The organism is Cupriavidus necator, assembly GCF_040578825.1.
GTDB lineage: Bacteria > Pseudomonadota > Gammaproteobacteria > Burkholderiales > Burkholderiaceae > Cupriavidus > Cupriavidus necator_E.
In genome coordinates this window covers 1-21,957 of sequence record NZ_JBEFLI010000082.1, presented here as the reverse complement: position 1 = coordinate 21,957, position 21,957 = coordinate 1, and the positions used below count along the sequence as shown (strand labels likewise).

At 66.9% G+C, this 21,957-nt stretch carries 19 protein-coding genes and 1 pseudogene; 9 read left to right on the top strand and 11 right to left on the bottom strand.

The genetic code is table 11. The annotated features are described in order from the left end of the window. Positions 1-9: 9 nt before the first annotated feature. The 3 genes from AB1I47_RS28825 to AB1I47_RS28815 all read left to right on the top strand — a co-directional run bounded on the left by AB1I47_RS28825 (position 10) and on the right by AB1I47_RS28815 (position 2,914). The gene (locus tag AB1I47_RS28825) at positions 10-195 is read left to right on the top strand and encodes a hypothetical protein (RefSeq protein ID WP_354687103.1); all 186 of its coding nucleotides are present in this window, start codon (positions 10-12) and stop codon (positions 193-195) included. Between the two features lie 263 nt (positions 196-458). Beyond that, positions 459-1,436 (top strand): Bug family tripartite tricarboxylate transporter substrate binding protein, encoded by a 978-nt coding sequence (locus AB1I47_RS28820; RefSeq protein WP_354687102.1) that lies wholly within the window; start codon positions 459-461, stop codon positions 1,434-1,436. A gap of 11 nt (positions 1,437-1,447) precedes the next feature. Beyond that, on the top strand, positions 1,448-2,914 hold the full coding sequence (locus AB1I47_RS28815) for an N-acyl-D-amino-acid deacylase family protein (RefSeq protein ID WP_354687101.1): 1,467 nt from the start codon (positions 1,448-1,450) through the stop codon (positions 2,912-2,914). A gap of 17 nt (positions 2,915-2,931) precedes the next feature. Here AB1I47_RS28815 and AB1I47_RS28810 read toward each other — a convergent pair whose 3' ends face one another. Next, positions 2,932-3,840, bottom strand: a complete 909-nt coding sequence (locus tag AB1I47_RS28810; protein WP_354687100.1) for a LysR substrate-binding domain-containing protein — start codon at positions 3,838-3,840, stop codon at positions 2,932-2,934. Positions 3,841-4,033: 193 nt separating this feature from the next. Between AB1I47_RS28810 and AB1I47_RS28805 the strand changes: the two genes are divergently transcribed. After that, positions 4,034-5,488, top strand: a complete 1,455-nt coding sequence (locus AB1I47_RS28805; protein ID WP_354687099.1) for an amidase family protein — start codon at positions 4,034-4,036, stop codon at positions 5,486-5,488. Between the two features lie 156 nt (positions 5,489-5,644). Here AB1I47_RS28805 and AB1I47_RS28800 read toward each other — a convergent pair whose 3' ends face one another. Then, on the bottom strand, positions 5,645-6,616 hold the full coding sequence (locus tag AB1I47_RS28800; RefSeq protein ID WP_354687098.1) for an aliphatic sulfonate ABC transporter substrate-binding protein: 972 nt from the start codon (positions 6,614-6,616) through the stop codon (positions 5,645-5,647). A gap of 135 nt (positions 6,617-6,751) precedes the next feature. Between AB1I47_RS28800 and AB1I47_RS28795 the strand changes: the two genes are divergently transcribed. The 4 genes from AB1I47_RS28795 to AB1I47_RS28780 all read left to right on the top strand — a co-directional run bounded on the left by AB1I47_RS28795 (position 6,752) and on the right by AB1I47_RS28780 (position 10,456). Then, positions 6,752-7,117: a glyoxalase superfamily protein gene (locus AB1I47_RS28795; protein WP_354687097.1), complete on the top strand. Its 366-nt coding sequence runs from the start codon at positions 6,752-6,754 to the stop codon at positions 7,115-7,117. 441 nt (positions 7,118-7,558) lie between these two features. Continuing rightward, complete coding sequence (locus AB1I47_RS28790; protein WP_354687109.1) at positions 7,559-8,416, top strand: adenylate/guanylate cyclase domain-containing protein; 858 nt, start codon at positions 7,559-7,561, stop codon at positions 8,414-8,416. Positions 8,417-8,529: 113 nt separating this feature from the next. Continuing rightward, positions 8,530-9,732, top strand: coding sequence for an MFS transporter (locus tag AB1I47_RS28785; protein ID WP_354687096.1), 1,203 nt, complete (start codon positions 8,530-8,532; stop codon positions 9,730-9,732). Positions 9,733-10,054: 322 nt separating this feature from the next. Beyond that, positions 10,055-10,456: a cupin domain-containing protein gene (locus AB1I47_RS28780; RefSeq protein WP_354687095.1), complete on the top strand. Its 402-nt coding sequence runs from the start codon at positions 10,055-10,057 to the stop codon at positions 10,454-10,456. A 5-nt stretch (positions 10,457-10,461) separates the two neighbouring features. Here the strand turns inward: AB1I47_RS28780 and AB1I47_RS28775 are convergent, their stop codons facing one another. From AB1I47_RS28775 to AB1I47_RS28735, 9 genes and pseudogenes are all read right to left on the bottom strand, one after another. Next, entirely contained in the window at positions 10,462-12,402 is a 1,941-nt protein-coding gene (locus AB1I47_RS28775) for a KUP/HAK/KT family potassium transporter (RefSeq protein WP_475572031.1), read from the bottom strand. A gap of 130 nt (positions 12,403-12,532) precedes the next feature. Beyond that, on the bottom strand, positions 12,533-13,312 hold the full coding sequence (locus tag AB1I47_RS28770) for a TorF family putative porin (RefSeq protein WP_354687093.1): 780 nt from the start codon (positions 13,310-13,312) through the stop codon (positions 12,533-12,535). Between the two features lie 77 nt (positions 13,313-13,389). Next, the gene (gene kdpC, locus AB1I47_RS28765; RefSeq protein WP_354687092.1) at positions 13,390-14,016 is read right to left on the bottom strand and encodes a potassium-transporting ATPase subunit KdpC; all 627 of its coding nucleotides are present in this window, start codon (positions 14,014-14,016) and stop codon (positions 13,390-13,392) included. A 17-nt stretch (positions 14,017-14,033) separates the two neighbouring features. Beyond that, a complete protein-coding gene (gene kdpB, locus AB1I47_RS28760; protein WP_407935928.1) occupies positions 14,034-16,274 on the bottom strand; it encodes a potassium-transporting ATPase subunit KdpB in 2,241 nt (746 codons plus the stop codon). 19 nt (positions 16,275-16,293) lie between these two features. Then, positions 16,294-18,114, bottom strand: a complete 1,821-nt coding sequence (gene kdpA / locus AB1I47_RS28755) for a potassium-transporting ATPase subunit KdpA (protein WP_354687091.1) — start codon at positions 18,112-18,114, stop codon at positions 16,294-16,296. Beyond that, positions 18,114-18,203, bottom strand: coding sequence for a K(+)-transporting ATPase subunit F (gene kdpF, locus AB1I47_RS28750; RefSeq protein ID WP_354687090.1), 90 nt, complete (start codon positions 18,201-18,203; stop codon positions 18,114-18,116). The genes kdpA and kdpF overlap by 1 nt, the downstream gene beginning before the upstream one ends. After that, complete coding sequence (locus tag AB1I47_RS28745; protein WP_354687089.1) at positions 18,203-18,367, bottom strand: hypothetical protein; 165 nt, start codon at positions 18,365-18,367, stop codon at positions 18,203-18,205. Before AB1I47_RS28745 ends, kdpF begins: the two co-directional genes overlap by 1 nt. A gap of 224 nt (positions 18,368-18,591) precedes the next feature. Next, positions 18,592-19,731 (bottom strand): acyl-CoA dehydrogenase family protein, encoded by a 1,140-nt coding sequence (locus tag AB1I47_RS28740; protein ID WP_354687088.1) that lies wholly within the window; start codon positions 19,729-19,731, stop codon positions 18,592-18,594. Beyond that, positions 19,724-20,912, bottom strand: a pseudogene (locus tag AB1I47_RS28735) (CaiB/BaiF CoA transferase family protein). Before AB1I47_RS28735 ends, AB1I47_RS28740 begins: the two are co-directional and overlap by 8 nt. A 148-nt stretch (positions 20,913-21,060) precedes the next feature. Between AB1I47_RS28735 and AB1I47_RS28730 the strand changes: the two are divergent. After that, a partial coding sequence (locus tag AB1I47_RS28730) for a LysR family transcriptional regulator (RefSeq protein WP_354687087.1) occupies positions 21,061-21,957 on the top strand: 897 nt, incomplete at its 3' end.

The following is a 21,957-nucleotide window of genomic DNA, read 5'->3' as shown; positions in this document are numbered from 1 at the left end:
CCGCCTTGCGTGCTGTTCGCCGTGGGCTTTGCCTTGTCATCGGGCATATCGATCTCCTTTGCGCTGGTTGATGGGACTGGGAATGGCACCGCCGTCTGGATAGGCGGCCGCTATTGGCTGTTTTCTGTCGATGCCAAAGCCTTGCAACTGACAGCAATTGCCGGGCCTGCTTGGCGCGACACGTTTGCCATGTGACGAATCAACGATCGCGCCGGCTCCTGCTGCTCTTGGGCGGGCGGCGGCCACGGTCATCGGCGCTACCATACGCGCCGACACCACGTGACCGCATGGCAACAAACCCCGTCGGCGATCCCCATGCCCGGAATGCTCCCCGCGCTTGGCCTTGGTTGAAATGCATTCCACCACGGAAACTATCGCCCACAAAACTTCACTAGGCCCGCCGCGGGCCGTCGCTGATACTCAGTCACGGTTACACCACGATGACTAAGGGAGCGAGCATGAGGAAGTCAGCCATTCATATCCTGGCCGCGGCGGCGGCAAGCGGCGCGATGCTGTTGGTGCCGGCCATTGCGCAAGCGGCATGGCCAGAGAAGCCGGTGCGGCTGATCGTGCCGACCGCACCGGGCGGCGCACCGGACATCGTCGCGCGCCTGTTCGGCGATGCGCTGTCGCGGCGGCTCGGGCAGACCGTCGTGGTGGAGAACCGCCCCGGCGCCGGCGGCAATATTGGCATGCAGGCGCTGCTGGCGGCGCCGGCGGACGGCTATACCATCGCCTATGGCAACAACGCCACGCTGTCGACCAACCGCTTCCTGTACGCGAAGCTGCCCTACGATCCGGACAAGCTGGTGCCGATCGTCGGACTGGTGACGACCTTCAATATCCTTGCGGTGAACCCCTCGCTGCCGGTCAAGACCATGCAGGAACTGGTGGCCTATGCGCGCGCCAATCCGGGCAAGCTGTCGATGGGTTCGGCGGGCAATGGCACCACCAGCCACCTTGGCGGCGAACTGTTCAAGGTCATGGCCAACCTGAATATCACCCACGTGCCGTACAAGGGCAGCACGCCGGCGCTGCAGGACCTGGTCGGCAACAACGTGCAGCTGATGTTCGATAACGTGCCGTCGATCGGGCCGTACGTGACAGCCCACCGCGTGCGGGCGCTGGCGGTCACGTCAGGCAAGCGCTCGCCGCATTTCCCCGACCTGCCGACCATGGCGGAGGCCGGGCTGAAGGGCTATGAGCTGACGGCGTGGGCGGGGCTGGTGGCAGCGCCAGGCACACCCGCTGAAGCAATCGAGCGGATCAACCGCGAGGTCAACGCCATCATCAGGGATCCGGCCTTCCGCGCGCAGCTCGACAAGCTGTCGTTCGATCCGCTGGGCGGCAGCGCGCGGGAATTCCAGGCGCTGATCGCCTCCGAGACCGTCAAGTTCGGCGAGCTGGTGCGCAAGAGCGGCGCCAGGGTCGACTGAGGGAATACGCCATGCCAACTCATTACGAGCATTACGACCTGATCATCCGCAACGGCGACATGATCGACGGCACCGGCGCGCCGCGCCGTGCGGCAGACGTGGGTGTCGTCGACGGCGAGATCGCCGCCATCGGCAATCTCGCGGATGCGCGCGCGGGCAGCGAAATCGACGCCACCGGCCTGATCGTCGCCCCCGGCTTTATCGACACCCACACGCATGACGACTGGATGGTGTTCCAGTCGCCCGACATGCTGCCCAAGGTCACGCAAGGCGTCACCACCATCATCGCCGGCAACTGCGGCATCAGCCTGTTTCCGCTGGTGACCGACCGCATCCCGCCCGCGCCGCTCGACATCATGCGCGGCGGCTATCGCTTCGACTCCGTACGGGCCTACCGGGAATCATTCGAGAAGCGTCCTGCAGCGGTCAACGTCGCGGTGCTGGTGGGCCAGTCGACGCTGCGCGCACGGCATCTGCGCCAGCTCGGCTTGCCCGCCAGCGATGCGGAGATCGAAAACATGCGACAGGACGTTGAGGCCGCGCTGCGCGAGGGAGCGATCGGGGTTTCCACCGGCACCTTCTATCCGCCGTCGGCAGCGGCGCCCGAGGACGAGATCGTGCGCATGTGCGAGCCGATGAAGCGGCTCGGCGGCGTGCTGGTCTCGCATATGCGCGACGAAAGCGACAACATCGAAGCATCGATCGACGAGACCGCGCGCATCGGCAAGGCGCTGGGTGTGTCGACGGTGATCTCGCACCACAAGCTGGTGGGCAAGCAGAACCACGGCCGCAGCCGCCACACGCTGGCGCAGGTGCGGGGCCTGGCCGAAACCATGCCGCTGTGCCTGGACTGCTACCCGTATGCGGCCTCGTCGACCATGCTGCGGCCCGAGCGCGTCACGCAATGCGACCGCATCCTGATCACGTGGTCGGCGCCGCATCCGGAAGCCGCGGGGCGCTACCTCGAGGACCTGGCGCAGGAACGGGGGCAGACGCGCCACGAGGTGGCGCAGGCGCTGGTACCCGGCGGCGCCGTGTACTTCATCATGGATGAGGGCGACGTGCGGGACATCCTGTCCTACCCCGATACAATGGTCGGCTCGGACGGCATTCCTTCCGACGAAACGCCGCACCCGCGGCTGTGGGGCACGTTCCCGCGCGTGCTGGGGTTGTACTCGCGCGACCTGGGACTGTTCCCGCTGGAGCGAGCGGTCCACAAGATGACCGGGCTGCCGGCGCAGCGCTTTGGACTGGAGCGCCGCGGGGCACTGAGGACGGGACATGTGGCCGACATCACCGTGTTCGATCCCGCGATGATCCAGGACCGCGCCACGTTCGACGATCCGCAGCAGCCGTGCGTCGGCGTGCGGCATGTGTTCGTCGCCGGACAGGCGACGTTGCGCGACGGTGAGCCCGTCAGCAGCCGCCCCGGGCACTTTGTTACCTCCACGCTGGTGAAGACCGGCGCCGCCGGCTAAGGCGTATCGCTCCCTGATCAGCGCCGGTTTTCGTCGGCGCTTTGCTCGAGCAGCCACGCGATAAAGCTCTGCATCGCGGGGCTGTTGCGCTTTTCCTCGAGGCAGACGAAGTAGTAAGCCTTGGGCGAGACGTAGGGCTGGTCGGACAATCGCAGCAGGCGGCCGGCCCTGATGTCCTCGCCCGCCACGTATTCCGGCAACAGCGCCACGCCCATGCCGCTGACGGCGGCCTGCAGGCCCATGGTCAGCAGGCCATAGCGCGAGCCATCGTCGGGATGCGCCAGCGTGATGCCGTTCTGTTCGAGATAGGCGGGCCACGCTTCCAGCGCGGCGATCTGGTGCAGCAAGGGCAGGCGCTTCACGGCCCTGGCCAGCGTACCGCCGCCGGACAGCAGTTCCGGCGCGCACACCGGATAGAGCACCAGCGGCATGACCTTCAGCGCAAAGTGGCGCGGCGGCGGCCCCGCGCAATACATGATCGCCGCATCGAGCCCGGTGCTTTCCAGGTCGACCGGGCCCACCTTGGTAGTGACGTTCAACTGGATCTGCGGCTGCTCCTTGGCGAACCTGAGCAAGCGCGGCAACAGCCAGATATTGCCCAGCGACACCGGTACCGACAGGTTCAGCCGCCCGCCGGCCGCCCGGCCCGACTGCACCTCCAGCGTCGCTTCCTCCAGTATCGCCAGCGCCTTGCGCACGCTCCTGAGGTATTCCTCCCCGGCCGGTGTCGCCGCTACCGCACCTTTGCGCCGGTTCAGCATGCGTTCACCGAGGAAGGCTTCCAGCTCGGTGATCTGCTTGCTGACGGCACTCTGCGTCAGGCAAAGCTCGTCGGCCGCGCCGGTGACGCTGCCGGTGCGCGCAGTGGTTTCAAACGCAATCAGGTTCGCCAACGCGGGGAGGTGGCGTCCGGTGGTACTTTTCATGTCGGTGGGCGTGTGGGAAGCGCCTCCGGTGCGGGGGACCGGTTGGCGTGATGGCATTGTCTTCCATTCATTCCGGCAAGGAAAGATGGATGGAGAAAACATCCATTGCCTGCCAGCGTGGCCGGGCCAATACTCGCTGCATCACGCACTATCGCCAATGAACTCACCCTCCACTGTCCCACTCCCACCGTCCATGCGCTTCGATCCGTGCGAGGCTTCCCTTCGCGACCTCGGCACCGCCATGCGCGCGGGCCGTATTTCCGCAGCCGGCCTGGTGGCTTGCTACCTCGAACGTATTGCCGCCTTCGACCGCGTGGGGCCCCGTATCAACGCCATCAGCCATCTGAACCCCGCCGCCATGCGCGAGGCGCTGGCACTGGACGAGGAACTGCGTATGCAGGGACCGCGCGGCCCGTTGCATGGCATGCCGATGGTGGTCAAGGACAACATCGATACCGTGGGGCTGCCGACCACGGCCGGCTGTGCGGCGCTGGGCCGGGCCTGCCCGGCTGCCGACGCGGCATCCGTGGCGCGCTTGCGCGCGGCGGGCGCCATCGTGCTGGCCAAGGCCAATATGTCGGAGCTGGCCGCGTCCAACGGGCGCTTTGGGTACAGCTCCGCCAGCGGGCTGACGCTGAATCCCTATCGTTTGTCGCGCAACGCCAGCGGATCGAGCAGCGGCAGTGGTGCGGCGGTGGCGGCGAATCTCGCCGCGTTCGGGCTGGGCACCGATTCCTTCGGTTCCGTGCGCGGGCCGGCCTGCGTGCATGCGCTGGCCGGCATGCGGCCCACACATGGTTTGCTGGACGCCGGCGGCGTGCTGCCGCTGGCGCCATCGTTCGATACGGTCGGGCCGCTGGCTCGCAGTGCGGCGGATGCTGCCGTGGTGTTGGCCTCACTGGCGCCGGAGGCGGGCTTCACGGTCGAGCCGGGCTCGCTCGCGGGGCGCAGGCTCGGCATCGTCGGGAACTTCGGGGGTGGCAACGGGGAGATCGATGCGCTGTTTGCCGCTGCAACGCAGGCGATGCGTGCGGCGGGTGCCATGACGATTCCCGTTCACCTGCCGGCTGGCGCGCAGACGCTGTACGCCGATTTGCTGGGCGACATCACGCGATCTGAATGGGTGCGCGGGCTCGATGCATATCTTGCGCGCCTGCCGGCCGGCGCGCCGGCCAGCGCGTCTTGCTTGCTCGATTCGATCCTCGCCACGCCTGCGCTGTCGGCCGGCATGAACCCGCTAACCCTCGTTGCGCTACAGGATGCGGTGCAGACACGGGGCACCCCACCGCAGGCCGGTATGGCAGAGGTACGCCGCTTAGGCGCCATGCTCGACGATATCTTCCACGCCGAAGACCTGGCAGCGCTGGTGTTTCCGACGATGGCATGTCCGGCTTCGCCGCGCTTCGACATGGCCGACGCGACTTACCATTGCCGCGCGGCGCAGCCGCTCGCCGCGATGCATATCGCCAGCGCCACCGGTTTTCCCGAGATCAGCGTGCCGATGGGATTCACGCAGGCGGGCGTTCCGGCCGGCGTGTCGTGGTTGGGGCGCGCGGGCAGCGATGCCTTGCTGCTGTCGCTTGCATCGGCTTTTGAGCAGGCGACGCGTCACCGCCGGCCGCCTGCCAGTACGCCAACATTGCGATGACCGGCCGCACACATCGCAGCCGGGCGTCAGCGGTGCGCTGGCGTGGTTTGCGCAGGACGTCGCGGACCAACACGCCATATCGCGGGGCAAGCGCCTGCCCTCCCCCCACACAAGCGGTAATGGAAACGTCGCTGGTTTTGCGCAAGCGCCCTGCCCTCACACCTTGCGCCACACCGGCGACGCAGAAACCGCCACCTTGCGCGGCAATATCTGCTGCGCGGTGAAGGCATCGGCAATGCGCTGCTGCTCGGCCAGCGCGGCAGCATCGACCGTACGCACGGCATAGCTGCGCCGCACGTTCGCGGCTTCAACCGTGGCCGCATCCAGCCCGATCAGCGGCGCATGCCAGCGCGCCGCCTCGGCGGGATTGCGCTTGACCCACTCGCCGGCATCGCGCAGCGCATCGAAGACCACGTTGAGCACCTCGGCATGCGCGCGCGCAAACGGCGTGGCGGCGAGATAGAAGCGGCGATAGCTCGCCAGCCCCTCGCCATCGCGCAGCACGCGCGCATTGGCCTGGCGCTGCACCGCGGCCAGGAACGGGTCCCAGACCGCCCACGCGGCCACGCTGCCGCGCTCGAAGGCGGCGCGCGCATCGGCCGGGCTCAGATACACCGGCTCGATATCGCGGATCGACAAACCCGCACGCGCTAATGCCTCCAGCACCAGGTAATGCGCACCGGCGCCCTTGGCAAAGGCCACCCGTTGCCCCTTGAGCTGCGCCACCTCGCGAATCTGCGAATCGCCGCGCACGACAATGGCCTGCGCCTGCGGCGAAGGCGTTTCGCTGGCGTAGTAGGTCAGATCGGCACCCGCGGCCAGCGCGAACGGCGGCACGGCGTCGGCCACGTCCGCGCTCAGGTCGAGGTTGCCCAGATTCAGTGCTTCCAGCAGCGGCAGGCCGGAGGTGAACTCGTACCATTGCACCGCGACGCCTTTGCCTGCCAGCGCCTTTTCCAGCGTCTGCCGCGACTTCAGCAAGATCATCAGCGTCGATGACTTCTGATAGCCGATGCGCAGCGCGGCCTGGCCCTGCGCCTGAGCCGCGAAAGGCAGCGCGGTGGCTGCGGCAGCAGCGCCGGCAGCCTGCAGCAGCAGGCGGCGGCGCGGATTGAGGATAGGGTTCATGGCGGCGCTCACGGATTTCACGGAGCGCCAGCTTAGTCATGCGCAGGCACGAAGCCAACGAAGAAAGTCGCGCATGCTTATGCGCGCAGCGCGGGTATCATCCGGAGATCCACCTCGCACCGGAGAACGCAAACCATGAAGCTGTCGGGCGCCATTCCCATCCTCCGCATCTTCTCGGTCGACAAGGCCAAGGAGTTCTATCTCGACTACCTCGGCTTTGCGCTCGACTGGGAGCATCGCTTTGAGGAAGGGTTTCCGCTGTACGCGCAGGTCAGGCGCTCCGGCCTGACGCTGCACCTGAGCGAGCACCATGGCGATGCCACGCCGGGCTCGACGGTGTTCGTACCGGTCGAGGACATCGACGCGCTGCATCGCGAACTGGCAGCCAGGCAATATGCGTACGCCAGGCCGGGTATTGAAACGGTCGGTTGGGGCCGCCTGCTGCAGGTGGCGGATCCGTTCGGCAATCGCCTGCGCTTCTGTGAGCTTGCCGACGACTGACGCGCAACGGGTCAATCGAAGCGGTGCTCGACCAGTTCCAGCGTTTCGTTGACGCGCTTAAAGCGGCAGACGAGACTCGCGTTGAACTCCCTGCCTTGGTGGGGAACGTGAAGCAGGAGCCGGTAAGGCCAGCCCGGATACGGCCTCACTGGAGCCGCGCACCCGACTCATCTCCACATACTTGCTTCAGGCGCCGCTAGCCGTCAGCGCGGCTTCCTCACCTCAGCCTCATCCGGCGCCATCACACCCCCATCGCTGGCCTGCGGCATCATCAACTATCATCAGACGGAGCGCGCCTGAAGTTTGCCGGGCGCGCCGCTCGTGTCCCACCCCGGGGACCACGCTCCCTGCAGGCGGGACCGGCCCGCCGCAAACCGACCGGGACGGCCGATGATGCACAAGGACCCAGACTCGCTACCGGACTCGTCAGGTGGCTCGGTGATGTTCGCGGACATCTGCGACAGCACCAGGCTCTATGAAAGAGTCGGCGATACGGCTGCGCTTGGCGCAATCCGCCAGTGCATCGCGCTGATGAAGTCGAGCGCCGCCGCCGCGCAAGGCCGCGTGGTCAAGACGATCGGTGACGAGATCATGGTGCTGTTTCCTGCAGCGGAGAACGCGATGCAGGCCGCACTTGGGATGCAGGAGGCGGTCGCCGCGCTGCCGCCGATCGCCGGCGCGCCCTTGTCGATCCATATCGGCTTTCACCACGGGCCCATCCTGTCGGACGAAGCGGGCGACGTGTTTGGCGACACGGTCAACCTTGCCGCCCGGCTGGTCAAGCTCGCGTCGCGCGGACAGATCATCACCAGCAAGAACGCCGTGGAGCAGCTGTCCGCCGGGCTGCGCCAGATGACGCGCCACCTGTACCCGATCCAGGTGCGCGGCAAGCACCAGATGATCGAGCTGTACGAAGCGATCTGGCAGCAGAACACGGAAATGACCGTGGTGGCGCCGGTGGACCTGCCTTTACGCGGTGCGGTGTTGCTCTCGCTGCGGTATCGCGGCGCCCTGTTTGAGATGAACGCCGCCTCGCCGCCGCTGACCATCGGCCGGGACAGCACGATGAGCATCGTCGTCACGGACCGGCAGGTGTCGAGGTTCCAGGCAACGGTCGAGCCGCGCGGCGGCCGCTTTGTGCTGATCGACAGGAGTTCGAACGGTACCCACGTCAGGATCGACGGGGAAGACGGGATCGTCCTGCGCCGTGACGAAATCACGCTCCGAAGCCATGGCTGGATTACATTTTCCCAGCCGGATGCCGGTGCCCAGGAGGGTATCGAGTTCTTTGTGGGCTGAGGTGGAGCATGCTGCAGGCGCGGCAATGCCTTGATTCGAAAGAGAATCGACGCATTCAACGACGTTAAAGGCAGACCGGACGGGCTGGACATTCCAAAGGCAAGGTGGGCGGCATGCACGCGTTGATCTTCTGCTCCGTGCAGTTCCTGCTGGCGGTGACGTGGACCCTCTACGTGGCCTGCCTGCCGCAGCTCGCCGCGCAGGCCGGCATCGCGCGAGCGCATGTGGGCTGGATCCTGCTGATGGACCAGGTGATCTTTATCGCCATGGACTTCGCGCTGGGCATCGCGGCCGACCGTGTCGCCAACGCCATGCGCCGGCTGGGAGGCTGGATCCTTGCCCTGTCCGCGGTCTCCGCGCTGGCCTTCGTGCTGCTGCCCCGGTCCACTTCGCCCTGGCTGCTGCTTGGCCTGACGGCGCTCTGGGCCGCTACCTCTTCGGCGTTGCGCGCGCCGCCGATGGTGATCATCGCCCGCCGCATGCGTGCCACCGCGCCGTCGTTGCTGGTGGGATCCTCGCTGCTCGGCATCGGGCTGGCGGGGGCAGTGGCTCCGATGCTCACCGCCTGGCTGCGCGATGCCTCGCCGCTGCTGCCGTTCATGGCGGCCAGCGCGGCACTGGTCGCGGCGGTGGTGGCGCTGCGGTGGGTCGAGCCTGCCGGAGCACGCGTGGGCGCTGACGCAGCGCCGGCGCCGCTCGCCAGCGCTGCGCTCAGGCGCGTCTGGCTGCTCTTCGCCGCGGTCTGGCTGCTCGCCCTCGGCTTCCAGGTCCACACCACCGTCAATTCCGCGCCGGCCTACCTGCGCTTCGTTTCCAGTGCCGAACTGGTGCGCATGACGCCAGCCTTCTGGATCGGCTTTGCGCTGTGCGTGCTGCTGCCGGCGGCGCCGGTGCTGCGGCGATACCCGCCCTATGTGCTGCTGCTGGCCGCGGCGGCCCTCGGCGCGATGTCGTTGTTCGCCTTTGCCGCCGCCAGCTCGCTCGGGGTTATCCTCGCCGCGCAATGCCTGGCCGGCGGGATGTGGGGAATCATGTTCGGCTCGGCGGCCAATGCGGCGCTCGATGCCGGACACGTCGGGCGCGAAGGGATGTTCACCGGGCTCGTCTTCGCGGTCCTGGCTGTCGCCGCCTTGATGCGCATCGCCATGGTGACGTCGGGCGCCGCCAAGTCAGCGCCGCTGGCCAGCCTGATGCCGTGGCTGCCAGCCATGGCATGGAGCGTCGGGGCGTTGCTGCTGGCGGTCTTTGTGTCAGCCAATTTGCCCTATCTGGCCGGGCGGGCCCGCGCGCTGCGCCAACAGGCCGGCGCCGGCTAGCGGCGATCGCGTCTGGCCGACGATCGGCACACACCGACGGCCGGGAGTATTCAGCAACCGCTCCATTCCTCTGTATCGGCCGCCTGGAGAAACATGGCGGCATCTGCCCTTTAAAAGCACGGCGAACAAGCGGCGCGCGCCCCCCTTTGTATCCCACTGTGTCGGCCCGCACCGCCAACACACGCGCATACGAAACCCCCCTCCGCCTGATACATCCCCAATACGTGACGCTGCTGAAATGGCGGCACTGGCTTCGGCGCATCGCCCTGAACCGGCCACGCCTTAGCCCGCTTACTTTCCAATACACGTCAAGGATGTTGATATGAAAACCACCCGATCGATGGCGACGGCATTGCTGGTCGTCGGCAGCGCCCTGGCGATGCACGCGGCACAGGCCCAGACAGCCGGAATCTATCGCACCGATCTGCTGAAACAGGACATCAGCGCGCCGGAGCGCGAGGCCGTCCAGGTCCGGGTCGATTTCGATCCGGGTGCGTTCGCGCCGCGGCACGCGCATCCGGGCGAGGAAGTCGCCTATGTCCTCGAAGGCACGCTGGAATATCAGCTCGATGGCAAGCCCCCGGTCACGCTCAAGGCCGGCGAGGCCTTGTTCATCCCCGCCGGGACGGGCCACTCGGCGCGCAACGTCGGCAGCGGCAAGGCATCGGAGCTGGCCACCTATATCGTCCGGAAAGGCGCTCCGCTGGTCGCACCGGGCAAGTAAGCCGCTCAGATCTCGATCAGCGTCCCGATCTCGATCACGCGATTGGCCGGTATGTTGAAATAGTCCGCCGCATTGCCGGCGTTCTTGCTCATCGTGGCGAACAGGCGCTCGCGCCATAACGCCATGCCGCCGGGCCTGCCGGCAATCGGGACAATGGATTCGCGGCTCAGGAAGAACGAGGTCTCCATCATGTCGAGCTCGACGCCGGATTCCCGTTGCAGCGCCTCAAGCGCTCGCGTGACGTCGGGCCGGTTCATGAAGCCGAAGCGCAGCGCTACGCGATAGCAGTCGTGCCCGAGCGGCTCGACGCTTGCGCACTCGCTCAACGGCACCCACGGCACATCCTTCAGATTTACGGTAAGGAACACGACGCGCTCGTGCAGCACCCGGTTGTGGTTGAGGTTATGCACCAACGCGTGCGGCACCACCTCGGGTGTGGGGGTGAGGAACACCGCCACACCCGGCACCCGCGCCGGCAGCGCGAGAAACAGCGAATCCAGGAACGGCTTGAGCGCAACGTCGGAGCTCTGGATCCGGTCAAGCAGCAGCTTCCGGCCGCGCTGCCACGTCAGCATCACCATGAACATCGCTGCCCCGACCAGCAACGGGAACCAACCGCCATCGGCAATCTTCAACAGGCTGGAAGAGAGGAACGCCGCGTCCACCGCGATAAAGAAGCCGGTCGCGAACAGGCTGAGCCACAGGTTGTAGCCCCAGCCGTAGCGAATCACAAAGAACGTCAGCAGCGTCGTCGCCAGCATGGTCCCGGTCACCGCGACGCCATATGCCGACGCCAGGCTCGATGACGAGCCGAAGCCAAGCACCGCGACCAGCACGGCAAACAGCAGCATGCCGTTGAGACTGGGGATATAGACCTGCCCGATCGCCTTCTCGGACGTCTGCACGATGTACATGCGCGGCAGGTAGCCAAGCTGGATGCCCTGCTTCGTCAACGAGTAAGCGCCGGAAATGATGGCCTGCGACGCGATCACCGTCATCGCGGTCGCCAGCGCAACCATCGGGTACAACGCCCATGACGGAAAGAGCAGGTAGAAGGGGTTCTCGATCGCCCTGGCATTGACGATCAGCAGCGCCCCCTGCCCCAGGTAATTGAGTGCCAGGGCCGGGAACACCAGCCCGAACCATGCCAGCCGGATCGGGCCGCTGCCAAAGTGGCCCATGTCGGCGTAGAGCGCTTCGGCGCCGATAAACGCCAGCAGCACAGCGCCCAGCACCGCGAACGAGGCAAAGCCGTGCTGCGTGACGAAGCCGAGCGCGTGCAGCGGATTGAGCGCGCCCAGCACGGCGGGATACTGGCCGATGCCGTGAAGGCCGGCGAAAGCCAGCGCGAGGAACCAGACGACCGTGATGGGCCCGAACCACGCACCGATGGTGGCGGTGCCATGCCGCTGGACCAGGAACAGCCCGATCAGGACGCCCACCGATATCGGCAGCACGTATGGCTGCAGCGCGGTGGTGCCCAGCGCGATGCCTTCCACCGCCGAGAGCACCGAGATGGCCGGCGTCAGCACGGCATCGCCATAGAAGAGCGCGGCGCCGAACAGGCCCACCAGCAGGACCGGTGTGGACGAGCGGCCCACCTTCTTCACGGACGACAGGGCCAGCGCGAGCAAGGCCATGATGCCGCCCTCGCCCCGGTTGTCCGCCCGCATGATCAGGATCACATACTTGAGCGAGACCACTACCATCAGCGACCAGAAGATCGCGGAGACGCCGCCGAGCACGTTCTCCGCGACCAACGGGATGCCGAGGGCGGGATTGAAGGTGGCCTTGATCGCGTACAGCGGGCTGGTGCCGATATCGCCGAAGACGACGCCTAGCGCGGCAAGCGTGAGAGCGGCACGGGATTGCCGCAAGTTGGGATCGCTCTGCGCTTCGAGGTTATTCTCGGGAGAATCCACGGTGGCTCCTCTTGGTCGCTGCATAAGGAGCATAGACGGTGAATCCGCCCTCGGCTGGGGTGAAGTGCGCGTTCAGGTGGAGATGCCCGCACACCACGCGAATCCGGAAGAGGGGTACCGCAGGTTCCGGTTCCCCTTCAACAGACCTGCGCCATCAAAAGGTCTTTGCCAGCGAAGCCCAGGCCGTGCCCCGCCCCATGTAGCGGCCGCCGGCATTGGTGTACACCGCCCGGTCGGCATTGGTGCCGATATAGGCGACCGCCAGCGCGAAGCCCTGCCCCAGGTCCCTGGTCAGGCCGACCTTCCAGTCCGCGTACGAGGCATTGGCAACCTGCACCTTCTGATAGCCCACATGCGTGTTCAGCGTCAGGCCCCAGAAGTTCAGCGGGACGTTGGCCGACAGATCGACGTACCAGCTATGCTTGCTGTCCGCGAAACCGAACAGGTTGGTGGGCGCATAGGAGTACTTCAGCGTCACCGGGCCATAGCCCAGCCCCGCGTACACCTCGGTGGTATATGGCCGCGTGTAGTTGGCCGGATAGTCCCCCGGATAGTAGTACTGCAGCACGCCGATGTCGTAGCTCCAGCCAGCGCCGAACGTGTCCTTGTAGCCGCCGTAGAAATCCATTTCTATCGGCGCCGAGACTTCGGCATTGCTGTCGCCCAGCCAGCTGATGCTCGAGTTCCAGTTGCCGAGGTAGAAACCGCTCGCGTGGCTGTAGTCAAAACCGCCCTGGATCGCGGGGCGGCGGTTGGTCTGCATCAGGCCGCGGTAGCGATACTCGCTGGCCACGGCAACATTGGCGGTGAACGCATGCGCCGGCGTTTCCGCGTCGGGCTGCGATTGCGCCATGGCAGGCATGGCGGCGAACAGGAACAAGGACGATACGGAAGACGCTCGCAGCGCAGCGGCGGTCTGGCGCAGTACAGGCATGTTTTTGTTGTGGTAGTGGATGGAGTTTCCGTGGGCGTGGATGATCCGCTTCAGCGGCTTCAGGGGCTTCAGCGACCTCATCGCCTGGCCGCGACGCCGTCCAGCGCCAGGTTCAGCTTCAGCACATTGACGCCGGGCTCGCCCAGTACCGGCAGCAGCGGCGCCTCGGTATGCGCGGCGATCAGGTCCCTTACCTGCTGAATCGGCATGCCGCGGATGCCGGCTACGCGCGCGGCCTGGTATTGCGCCGCGGCGGGACTGATATGCGGATCCAGTCCGCTGCCGGATGCGGTGACCAGGTCCACTGGTACCGGCGCCCGGTGATGCGGATCGGCGGCGCGCAGCGCGTCGATGCGCGCGCGGGCGGCGTCAGTCAGCGCCGGATTCGCCGGTCCCAGGTTCGAGCCCGCCGAAGCCGCGGCGTTGTAAGGCATCGGCGCCGTCGCCGACAACCTGCCCCAGAAATACTTCGGGTCGGAGAACGGCTGGCCAATCAGCGCCGAGCCGACAAGCTTGCCATCCTGCCCGATCAGCGAGCCTGCCGCCTGACGGGGAAACACGGCTGTCGCGATCGCGGTAATCACGCCCGGATACAGCAGCCCGGTCAGCAGAGACAGCGCGACGAACAGCACCAGCATCGGCCTGGCAAGCCCCGCCTGCACGGAAGCGGGCGACGGCTGGAGAGACTGCACTTGCGTATTCATGTGAACTCCTCTGGAACTCAGACCCAGCCAGACAGCGCAAGGATCATGTCGATCAGCTTGATGCCGGCAAACGGCAGCAGGATGCCGCCAAGGCCATAGACCAGCAGGTTGCGGCGCAGCAGCACCGCTGCCCCCAGCGGCCGGTACGCCACGCCCTTGAGCGCGAGCGGAATCAGCACGACGATGATCAGCGCGTTGAAGATCACCGCCGACAGGATGGCCGACGCCGGCGTGGCAAGCCCCATCACGTTCAGCAGGTTGAGCTGCGGGTAGGTGGTGGCAAACGCCGCGGGGATGATGGCGAAATACTTGGCGATGTCATTGGCGACGCTGAAGGTCGTCAGCGAGCCGCGCGTCATCAGCATCTGCTTGCCGATCTCGACGATCTCGATCAGCTTGGTCGGGTTGCTGTCCAGGTCCACCATGTTGCCGGCTTCCTTGGCCGCCTGCGTGCCGCTGTTCATCGCCACGGCGACATCGGCCTGCGCCAGCGCCGGCGCATCGTTGGTGCCGTCGCCGGTCATCGCCACCAGCCGCCCTTCGGCCTGGTATTGCCGGATCAGCCTGAGCTTGGCCTCTGGCGTCGCCTCGGCGAGGAAGTCGTCGACGCCGGCTTCCGCGGCGATCGAGGCCGCGGTGAGCCGGTTGTCGCCGGTGATCATCACGGTCTTGATGCCCATCTTGCGCAGTTCGCCGAAGCGCTCGCGGATGCCGGTCTTGACGATGTCCTTCAGCTCGACCACGCCCAGCACGCGGACCTCGCCCGCCCGGGTGTCGGCCACCACCAGCGGCGTGCTGCCGACGCGGGCCACCTCGTCCACGGCATGCAGCACAGCGTCCGGCAACTTGCCGGCGTGGCCGGTGACGTAGCGGCGCACGGCGTCGGCTGCGCCCTTGCGCACCCGGCGCGCGCCGCCATCGCTGTCGCCGAGGTCGACGCCGCTCATGCGGGTCTGCGCGGTGAACGGCACGAACACCGGCTTGAGCATGGTGATGTCCGGCGCGGTCAGCCCGGCCTGCTGGCGCGAAAGCGTGACGATGCTGCGGCCTTCCGGGGTCTCGTCGGCCAGCGACGACAGCCATGCGGCTTCGGCAAGCTGCAGCAGCGACACACCCGGCGCCGGGATAAAACGCGCTGCCTGGCGGTTGCCGTGCGTGATGGTGCCGGTCTTGTCGAGCAGCAGCACATCGACGTCGCCGGCGGCTTCCACCGCGCGGCCCGAGGTTGCGATCACGTTGGCTTCCATCATCCGGCTCATGCCGGCCACGCCGATGGCGGACAGCAGCCCGCCGATCGTGGTCGGGATCAGGCACACCAGCAGCGCGACCAGCACGGTGATCGTCACCGGCACACCGGCCTTTGTCACCAGCACGCTGTAGAGCGAGAACGGCTGCAGCGTGGCCGTGGCCAGCAGCAACACCAGCGTCAGGCCGACCAGCAGGATGGTCAGCGCCAGCTCGTTCGGCGTCTTCTGCCGCCTGGCGCCTTCGACCATCGTGATCATGCGGTCGATAAAGCTCTCGCCGGGGTTGGTCGTGATGCGGACCACGATCCAGTCGGACAGCACGCGCGTACCGCCGGTCACCGACGAGAAATCGCCGCCGGACTCGCGGATCACCGGCGCCGATTCGCCGGTGATGGCGCTTTCGTCCACCGACGCCACACCGTCGATCACTTCGCCATCGCCGGGAATCATGTCGCCGGCCTCGACCAGCACGACGTCGCCGCGCCGCAGCGCGGTGGCCGCACGCGTCTCGGTGGCGCCGCCGCGCTTGCCGTCCTTCAGCACGCGCGCGGTGACCGTGGTCTTCAGGCCGCGCAACGCCTCGGCCTGCTGCTTGCTGCGCCCTTCGGCCAGCGCCTCGGCAAAGTTGGCGAACAGCACCGTGAACCACAGCCACACCGAAACCGCCAGGATGAAGCCCGCGCTCTCGCCGCCGGCGGGTGCCGCGGGCGCGAACATTGCCCGCAGGAACAGGATCGTCGTCAGGATGCTGCCGGCGTACACGACGAACATCACCGGGTTGCGAAGCTGGTCGCGCGGCGACAGTTTGCTGCAGGCTGCGATGAGCGCGGGTTTCACCAGCTCCGGCGCGAACATGCCTTGCGCCGGCGGGCGCTGGGGATGATGACGGGTCCCGCTTTGCTGGCCGCGCTGTTGAACCGGCGCCGCTTGCGCGTTGGCCGTGTTGGAGGAAGGCGCATCCGGCGTGTCGGTGCCGCGCCTGGCCGCAGGGGCCATCGAATCATGTTGCATGGTTTCTCCGAATCCGCAGTTACTTCGCCGCGACCGCTGCCGCCGCATCCTGGAGTTGCTCGGCAACCGGCCCGAGCGCGAGCGACGGCACGTAGGTCAGCGCGCCTACCAGCAGCACCGTGCCCACCAGCAGCGCCACGAACAGCGGCCCGTGCGTCGGCATGGTGCCGCCGCTCGCAGGCACCCGCTTCTTGGCGGCAAGCGATCCCGCCAGCGCAAGGACCGGGATGATGATCCAGAAGCGCCCGAACCACATCGCGGCCGCCAGCAGCGTGTTGTAGAACGGCGTGTTGGCGGACAGGCCGGCGAAGGCGCTGCCGTTGTTGTTGGCCGCCGACGACAGCGCGTAGAGGATCTCGGAGAAGCCGTGCGTGCCGGGATTGAACACGCCCGCGCGTCCCGCATCGGCCATCACTGCCACCGAGGTGCCGAGCAGCACCAGCAGTGGCGTGACCAGGATCGCCACGGCGGCCATCTTCATTTCGTACGTCTCGATCTTCTTGCCCAGGTACTCGGGCGTGCGGCCGATCATCAGGCCGGCGATAAAGACGGCAAGCACCGCGTACACCAGCATGCCGTACAGCCCCGAGCCGACGCCGCCGAACACCACCTCGCCAAGCTGCATCAGCAGCATCGGCACCAGCCCGCCGATCGCGGTGAACGAGTCGTGCATGCCATTGACCGCGCCGCATGACGCCGCGGTGGTGATGGTGGCGAACAGCGCCGACGCCGCCACGCCGAAGCGCGTTTCCTTGCCTTCCATATTGCCGCCGGCCTGCAGCAGCGAGCTGGCATGGTCGACCGGCAAACCCGCCAGTGCGGGATTCGCCATCTGCTCGGCATAGGCAGCAGCGCACACCATGACGACAAAGATCACCGTCATCGACGCCAGCACTGCTACCCCTTGCCTTCTGTCCCCCACCATCTCCCCAAACGTGAAGCACAACGCCGCCGGAATCAGGAAGATCGCCAGCATCTCGATAAAATTCGCCAGCGCAGTCGGGTTCTCGAACGGATGCGCCGAGTTGGCATTGAAGAAGCCGCCGCCGTTGGTGCCGAGCATCTTGATGGCCTCTTGCGAGGCGACCGGGCCCATCGCCAGCGTCTGCCTGTCCGTCTTCACGGTTTCCGTCACCGGCTTGCCCTGCGCATCCATCATCGGCTGCCCGGCGGCATCGACCTTCGGCTGGCTGTATTCGACCGGCGTTACCAGGCTGACTTCCTTGTAGGCATCGAAATTCTGGATCACGCCCTGGCTGACCAGCGCCAGCGCGATCACCGTGGCAATCGGCGCCAGCACGTACAGCGTGATGCGGGTGATATCGACCCAGAAGTTGCCGATGGTGGCCGCGCTCTGGCGCGCGAAGCCGCGGATCAGGGCAAACACCACGGCAATGCCGGTGGCCGCGGACAAGAAGTTCTGCACGGTGAGCGCGAGCATCTGCGTCAGATAGCTCATGGTCGACTCACCGGCATAGCCTTGCCAGTTGGTATTGGCGACAAAGCTGATTGCGGTGTTGAAGGCCGAATCCGGCGTCACCGCGCCAAACCCCTGCGGATTCAGCGGCAGCAAACCCTGCACGCGCTGCAGCGCATAAACTGCCACCACGCCCAGCAGGTTGAAGGCAAGCACGGCGATGGTGTATTGCTTCCACCCCATCTCCGCATCGGCGCGCACGCCGGCCAGGCGATACAGCCCGCGCTCCAGCGGACGGCCCCACGCGGTCAGCGAATACCGGCTGTCCTCCACGGCACGCCGCAGATAGCGGCCGAGGAGCGGCGCGCATGCCAGCAGCACGGCAAGATAAAGGACCAGCAGGCCCACGAAGTGCGAAGACATCAGAATTTCTCCGGCCGGAACAGCGCGATGAGGAGGTACACGAAGAGGGCAGCGGCCAGCGCGCCGCTCAGCAGATCGGTCCAGTTCATCACAGCCTCCTGTCCGCGGCGCAGTGCTTTGCCAGCGCCTGGTCAGGCGAACCGGTGTGTCCCGTGCCCGCGGAAGATTGCGGAGCCAGCACGATGCAAAGCCCCAGCAGTGCCGCGCTCAACGCGGCGAAGCCGATCAGTACGATCAGGTAGATCCCGTCCATGACAAAACACCCTTGCTTGGTTGCTCGCCTTGCAGGGTAGCGACGGGGCGGTAAAAACAGGGTAGAAAGGTGGGCGATACGTATAAAGAACGTATAAAGACGGGAGCTGGCTGGGGGCGGGAGAAGGGAGAACTGCTGCACGCCGGGGCGCCTTGGCGGCGCCCCGGGTCCGGAGAAGCGGGCTTACATCGAAGAGGATCTTGCAGGGATTGCGGGCTCGGCCATCAGGCCAGCACGGCGCGCGCGATCACAGTGCGCTGGATCTCGGACGATCCCTCGTAGATCCGCAGGATGCGCGCATCGCGCACCAGCCGCTCCAGCGGCATCTCGCGCGTAAAGCCGTAGCCGCCGTGGATCTGCAGCGCGGTGTCGGTGACGAAGCCAACGGTCTCCGAGGCATAGAGCTTGGCCATCGACGCGTGCTCGGTGAAGGGCTCGCCGTCCCGGCGCCGGACCGCCGCCTGCAGCGTCAGCAGCCATGCCGCCTCCAGCCGCGTGCGCATGTCGGCGAACATCCATTGCAGGCCCTGCTTGCGCGCCAGCGGCTCGCCGCCGACCTGGCGCTGCCGGGCCCAGTCCACCGCGCAGGCGAGCGCCGCCTCGGCAATGCCCAGGCTGGTCGCCGCCACGTCGAGGCGGCTGTTGTCCAGCACCTTCATCGCCGTGCGGAAGCCGCTGCCTTCCGGTCCGAGCCGGTTGGCGGCGGGGACGAAGCAGTCCAGCGCCACCTCGTGCGCCGGTGCGCCGCGTATGCCCATCAGTTTCTCGGCGGGAGCGACCTCAACGCCCACGCTATGGCGGTCCACCACGAAGGCGCTGATGCCGCGCGTGCCGGCGGCCGGATCGGTCTTGGCGTAGACCACGATAAAGTCCGCCGCATCGGCGTTCGAGATGAAATGCTTCACTCCGCGGAGGCGGTAGCCGTCGCCTTCCGGCGTGGCGCGCGTGGCCATGTCGGCGGGGTTGGAGCCCGCGCGCGGCTCGGTCAGCGCAAAGGCGCCCAGCTTCGTGCCGGCGGCAGCGTCCGGCAGGTAACGCTCGCGCAGGCTGTCGTCGCCGCCGATCAGGATGGAATCGGTCGCCAGGTAGTGCGCGCCGATCATCGAAGACGTGGCCGCGCAGGCCTTCGCCACCTCGGCCAGCGACAGGATCAGCGTGACCGGAGAGGTCTCGGCCCCGCCCCAGCGTTCGGGCACGTTCATGCCCATCAGGCCGAGTTCGGCAAGCTGCGGCACGTAGCGGGTGGTGGAGGTTTCATCGCGATCCACCTCGGCCGCCTTCGGTGCCAGTTCGCTCTGCGCGAAGCGGCCGATCGCGTCCGCGATCTCGAGATCGCCCGGCTCGACGCCAAGTCGTTTATGCATGTTGCTTCTCCTTCTTGAAAGCTTGCCCGGCGGCAGGTGCGGTCGGGCCCAGGGCACCGCTTGCGCGCAATTGATCGGCCTGCGCCGCACCGATGCCCAGCCCGGCAAGGATGGCCTCGGTGTCCCGCGCCAGCGCCGGCGCAGGCGTCACGCGGTTGGCGCCATAGCCCGAGAATTTCACCGGCTGCGACGGCAGCCGCACTGCCCCACCTTCTGCGTCGCGCACTTCGGCAAGCAGGCCACGGTGCGCGGCATGCTCGCTCTCCAGCGCTTCCTTGACGTTGCGGATCGGCGCGACGGGAATGCCCGCCGCACTGAGCAGGCGGTTCACCTCGGCCACCGAGCGGCGGGCGGACCAGCTTCGAGCCCCGCGCGCAGGTCTGCCTCGTTGCGGCAGCGTGTCTCGTCGTCGGCAAAGCGCGGATCCTGCGCCATGTCTGGCCGGCCGATGGCATCGGCCAGCGCCTGGAACAGCTTGTTGTTCAGCACCGCCACCACATAGAAGCCATCCGCGGCCCGGTATGCGCCGAACGGCGCCGACGACGGATGGCGGTTGCCGACGCGCCGCGGCGCCAGGCCGGTCGCGGCATAGCGCGCGACCAGCGTGGCGCTCAGGCTCAGCGTGGCGTCGAACATCGACACATCGACATGCGTGCCCCGGCCGCTCTTTTCCCGCGCCAGCAACGCGGCCAGCACGCCCCAGGACGCGAACAGGCCGCTGACCGCATCGGAAACCGCCTCGCCGAGCATGGTGGGCGGGCCATCCGGCGCGCCGGTGGCATCCATCAGCCCGCACATCGCCTGCAGGATGATGTCGTACGCCGGCCGGTGCGATTCCGGCCCGGTCTGCCCAAAGCCCGACACACTGGCGTAGACCAGCCGGGGGTTCAGCTCGCGCAGCGCTTCGTAGCCGATGCCCAGCTTGCCCGCCACGCCCGGGCGGAAGTTCTCCACCACCACGTCGGCGCGCGCACACAGCGAGCGCGCCAGTTCGAGCCCGGCTTGCGCCTTCAGGTCGACACGATGCTCTGCTTGTTGCGATTCATCGCCGAGAACAGGCCACTCTTGCCGTCGACGAAGGGACCGACCGCGCGGTAGTCGTCGCCGCCCGGCGGCTCGATCTTGATCACCTCGGCGCCAAGATCGCCCAGCAGCGCCGTGCAGTAAGGCCCCGCCAGCACGCGCGAGAAATCGATCACGCGGATGCCGGCCAGCGGCAGGTCGGAATGGGTCACGTCTGCGCCTCCAAAGCTTGTCGTGACTCGATTCTGCGCAGCGATGGCTATCAAGTAAAATATGGAAATCGACTAGCACCTATAGGATTTCCTGATGCGTGTCTCCTTGCGGCTGTTGCGATACTTCGCCGCGACCGCGGAAACCGGCAGCACCACGGCGGCGGCGCGGCGGCTGAACGTGTCGCAGCCCTCCATCTCCGTCGCCATTCGCGAACTCGAGGCATTGTTCGAGGAAACGCTGTTTGCCCGCGACGTCGGCGCGAAGATGACGCTGACCCGCTTTGGCGTGCGCAAGCTCGCCGAAGCGCGCCAGATCCTTGGCGCGGCCACGGCATTCGAGCTCGACAAAAGCGGCGATGGCACGGCCGGCGAAGTGCAGATCGGCGTGTTCCGCACGCTGGCCCCGGTCTACCTGCCGGCGGTGCTGCGCATTGCGCGCGAGCGCTATCCCGGCCTGACAGTGCGTTTCGTCGAGGGCGACCTGGCCCAGCTTGAAGACTGGCTGCACGGCGGCCAGATCGAACTGGCCCTGACCTACGACGTCGGCCTGCCCAACGAAATCGACCGCGAAATCCTGGCCGAACTCCGGCCCTACGCACTGCTGCCAGCCGGCTCAAGGCTCGCCAGGCGCAAAGGCGGCATATCGCTGCGCGAGCTGGCACAAGAACCGCTGATCCTGATCGACCTGCCGCACAGCCGCGAATTCCTGATGGCGCCATTCTGGCAATACGGACTGCAGCCCGAGGTGCGCTACCGCGCGACGACGCTGGAGCTGGCCAGGAGCATGGTGGCAAACGGGCTTGGGGCGGCGCTGCTGATTACGCAGGCGCCTGCGTCGACGCAGATTGCCAGTGTGGTGGAGAAGCCGCTCCTGGAAGAGACGGTGCGGCAGCCGCTGGTGATTGCACGCGCGGGTCGCGCGACGGGGACGCGGGCAGCGGAGTTGCTGGCGGAGTGTGTGCGGGAGGCGGTGAAGGAGGCGGTGGGGGGC

Coding starts and splice junctions, on each gene's coding strand:
- AB1I47_RS28820 (WP_354687102.1), top strand. CDS start 459: ATGAGGAAGTCAGCCATTCATATCCTGGCCGCGGCGGCGGCAAGCGGC.
- AB1I47_RS28815 (WP_354687101.1), top strand. CDS start 1,448: ATGCCAACTCATTACGAGCATTACGACCTGATCATCCGCAACGGCGAC.
- AB1I47_RS28810 (WP_354687100.1), bottom strand. CDS start 3,840: ATGAAAAGTACCACCGGACGCCACCTCCCCGCGTTGGCGAACCTGATT.
- AB1I47_RS28805 (WP_354687099.1), top strand. CDS start 4,034: ATGCGCTTCGATCCGTGCGAGGCTTCCCTTCGCGACCTCGGCACCGCC.
- AB1I47_RS28800 (WP_354687098.1), bottom strand. CDS start 6,616: ATGAACCCTATCCTCAATCCGCGCCGCCGCCTGCTGCTGCAGGCTGCC.
- AB1I47_RS28795 (WP_354687097.1), top strand. CDS start 6,752: ATGAAGCTGTCGGGCGCCATTCCCATCCTCCGCATCTTCTCGGTCGAC.
- AB1I47_RS28790 (WP_354687109.1), top strand. CDS start 7,559: ATGTTCGCGGACATCTGCGACAGCACCAGGCTCTATGAAAGAGTCGGC.
- AB1I47_RS28785 (WP_354687096.1), top strand. CDS start 8,530: ATGCACGCGTTGATCTTCTGCTCCGTGCAGTTCCTGCTGGCGGTGACG.
- AB1I47_RS28780 (WP_354687095.1), top strand. CDS start 10,055: ATGAAAACCACCCGATCGATGGCGACGGCATTGCTGGTCGTCGGCAGC.
- AB1I47_RS28775 (WP_475572031.1), bottom strand. CDS start 12,402: ATGCAGCGACCAAGAGGAGCCACCGTGGATTCTCCCGAGAATAACCTC.
- AB1I47_RS28770 (WP_354687093.1), bottom strand. CDS start 13,312: ATGCCTGTACTGCGCCAGACCGCCGCTGCGCTGCGAGCGTCTTCCGTA.
- kdpC (WP_354687092.1), bottom strand. CDS start 14,016: ATGAATACGCAAGTGCAGTCTCTCCAGCCGTCGCCCGCTTCCGTGCAG.
- kdpB (WP_407935928.1), bottom strand. CDS start 16,274: ATGCAACATGATTCGATGGCCCCTGCGGCCAGGCGCGGCACCGACACG.
- kdpA (WP_354687091.1), bottom strand. CDS start 18,114: ATGTCTTCGCACTTCGTGGGCCTGCTGGTCCTTTATCTTGCCGTGCTG.
- kdpF (WP_354687090.1), bottom strand. CDS start 18,203: ATGAACTGGACCGATCTGCTGAGCGGCGCGCTGGCCGCTGCCCTCTTC.
- AB1I47_RS28745 (WP_354687089.1), bottom strand. CDS start 18,367: ATGGACGGGATCTACCTGATCGTACTGATCGGCTTCGCCGCGTTGAGC.
- AB1I47_RS28740 (WP_354687088.1), bottom strand. CDS start 19,731: ATGCATAAACGACTTGGCGTCGAGCCGGGCGATCTCGAGATCGCGGAC.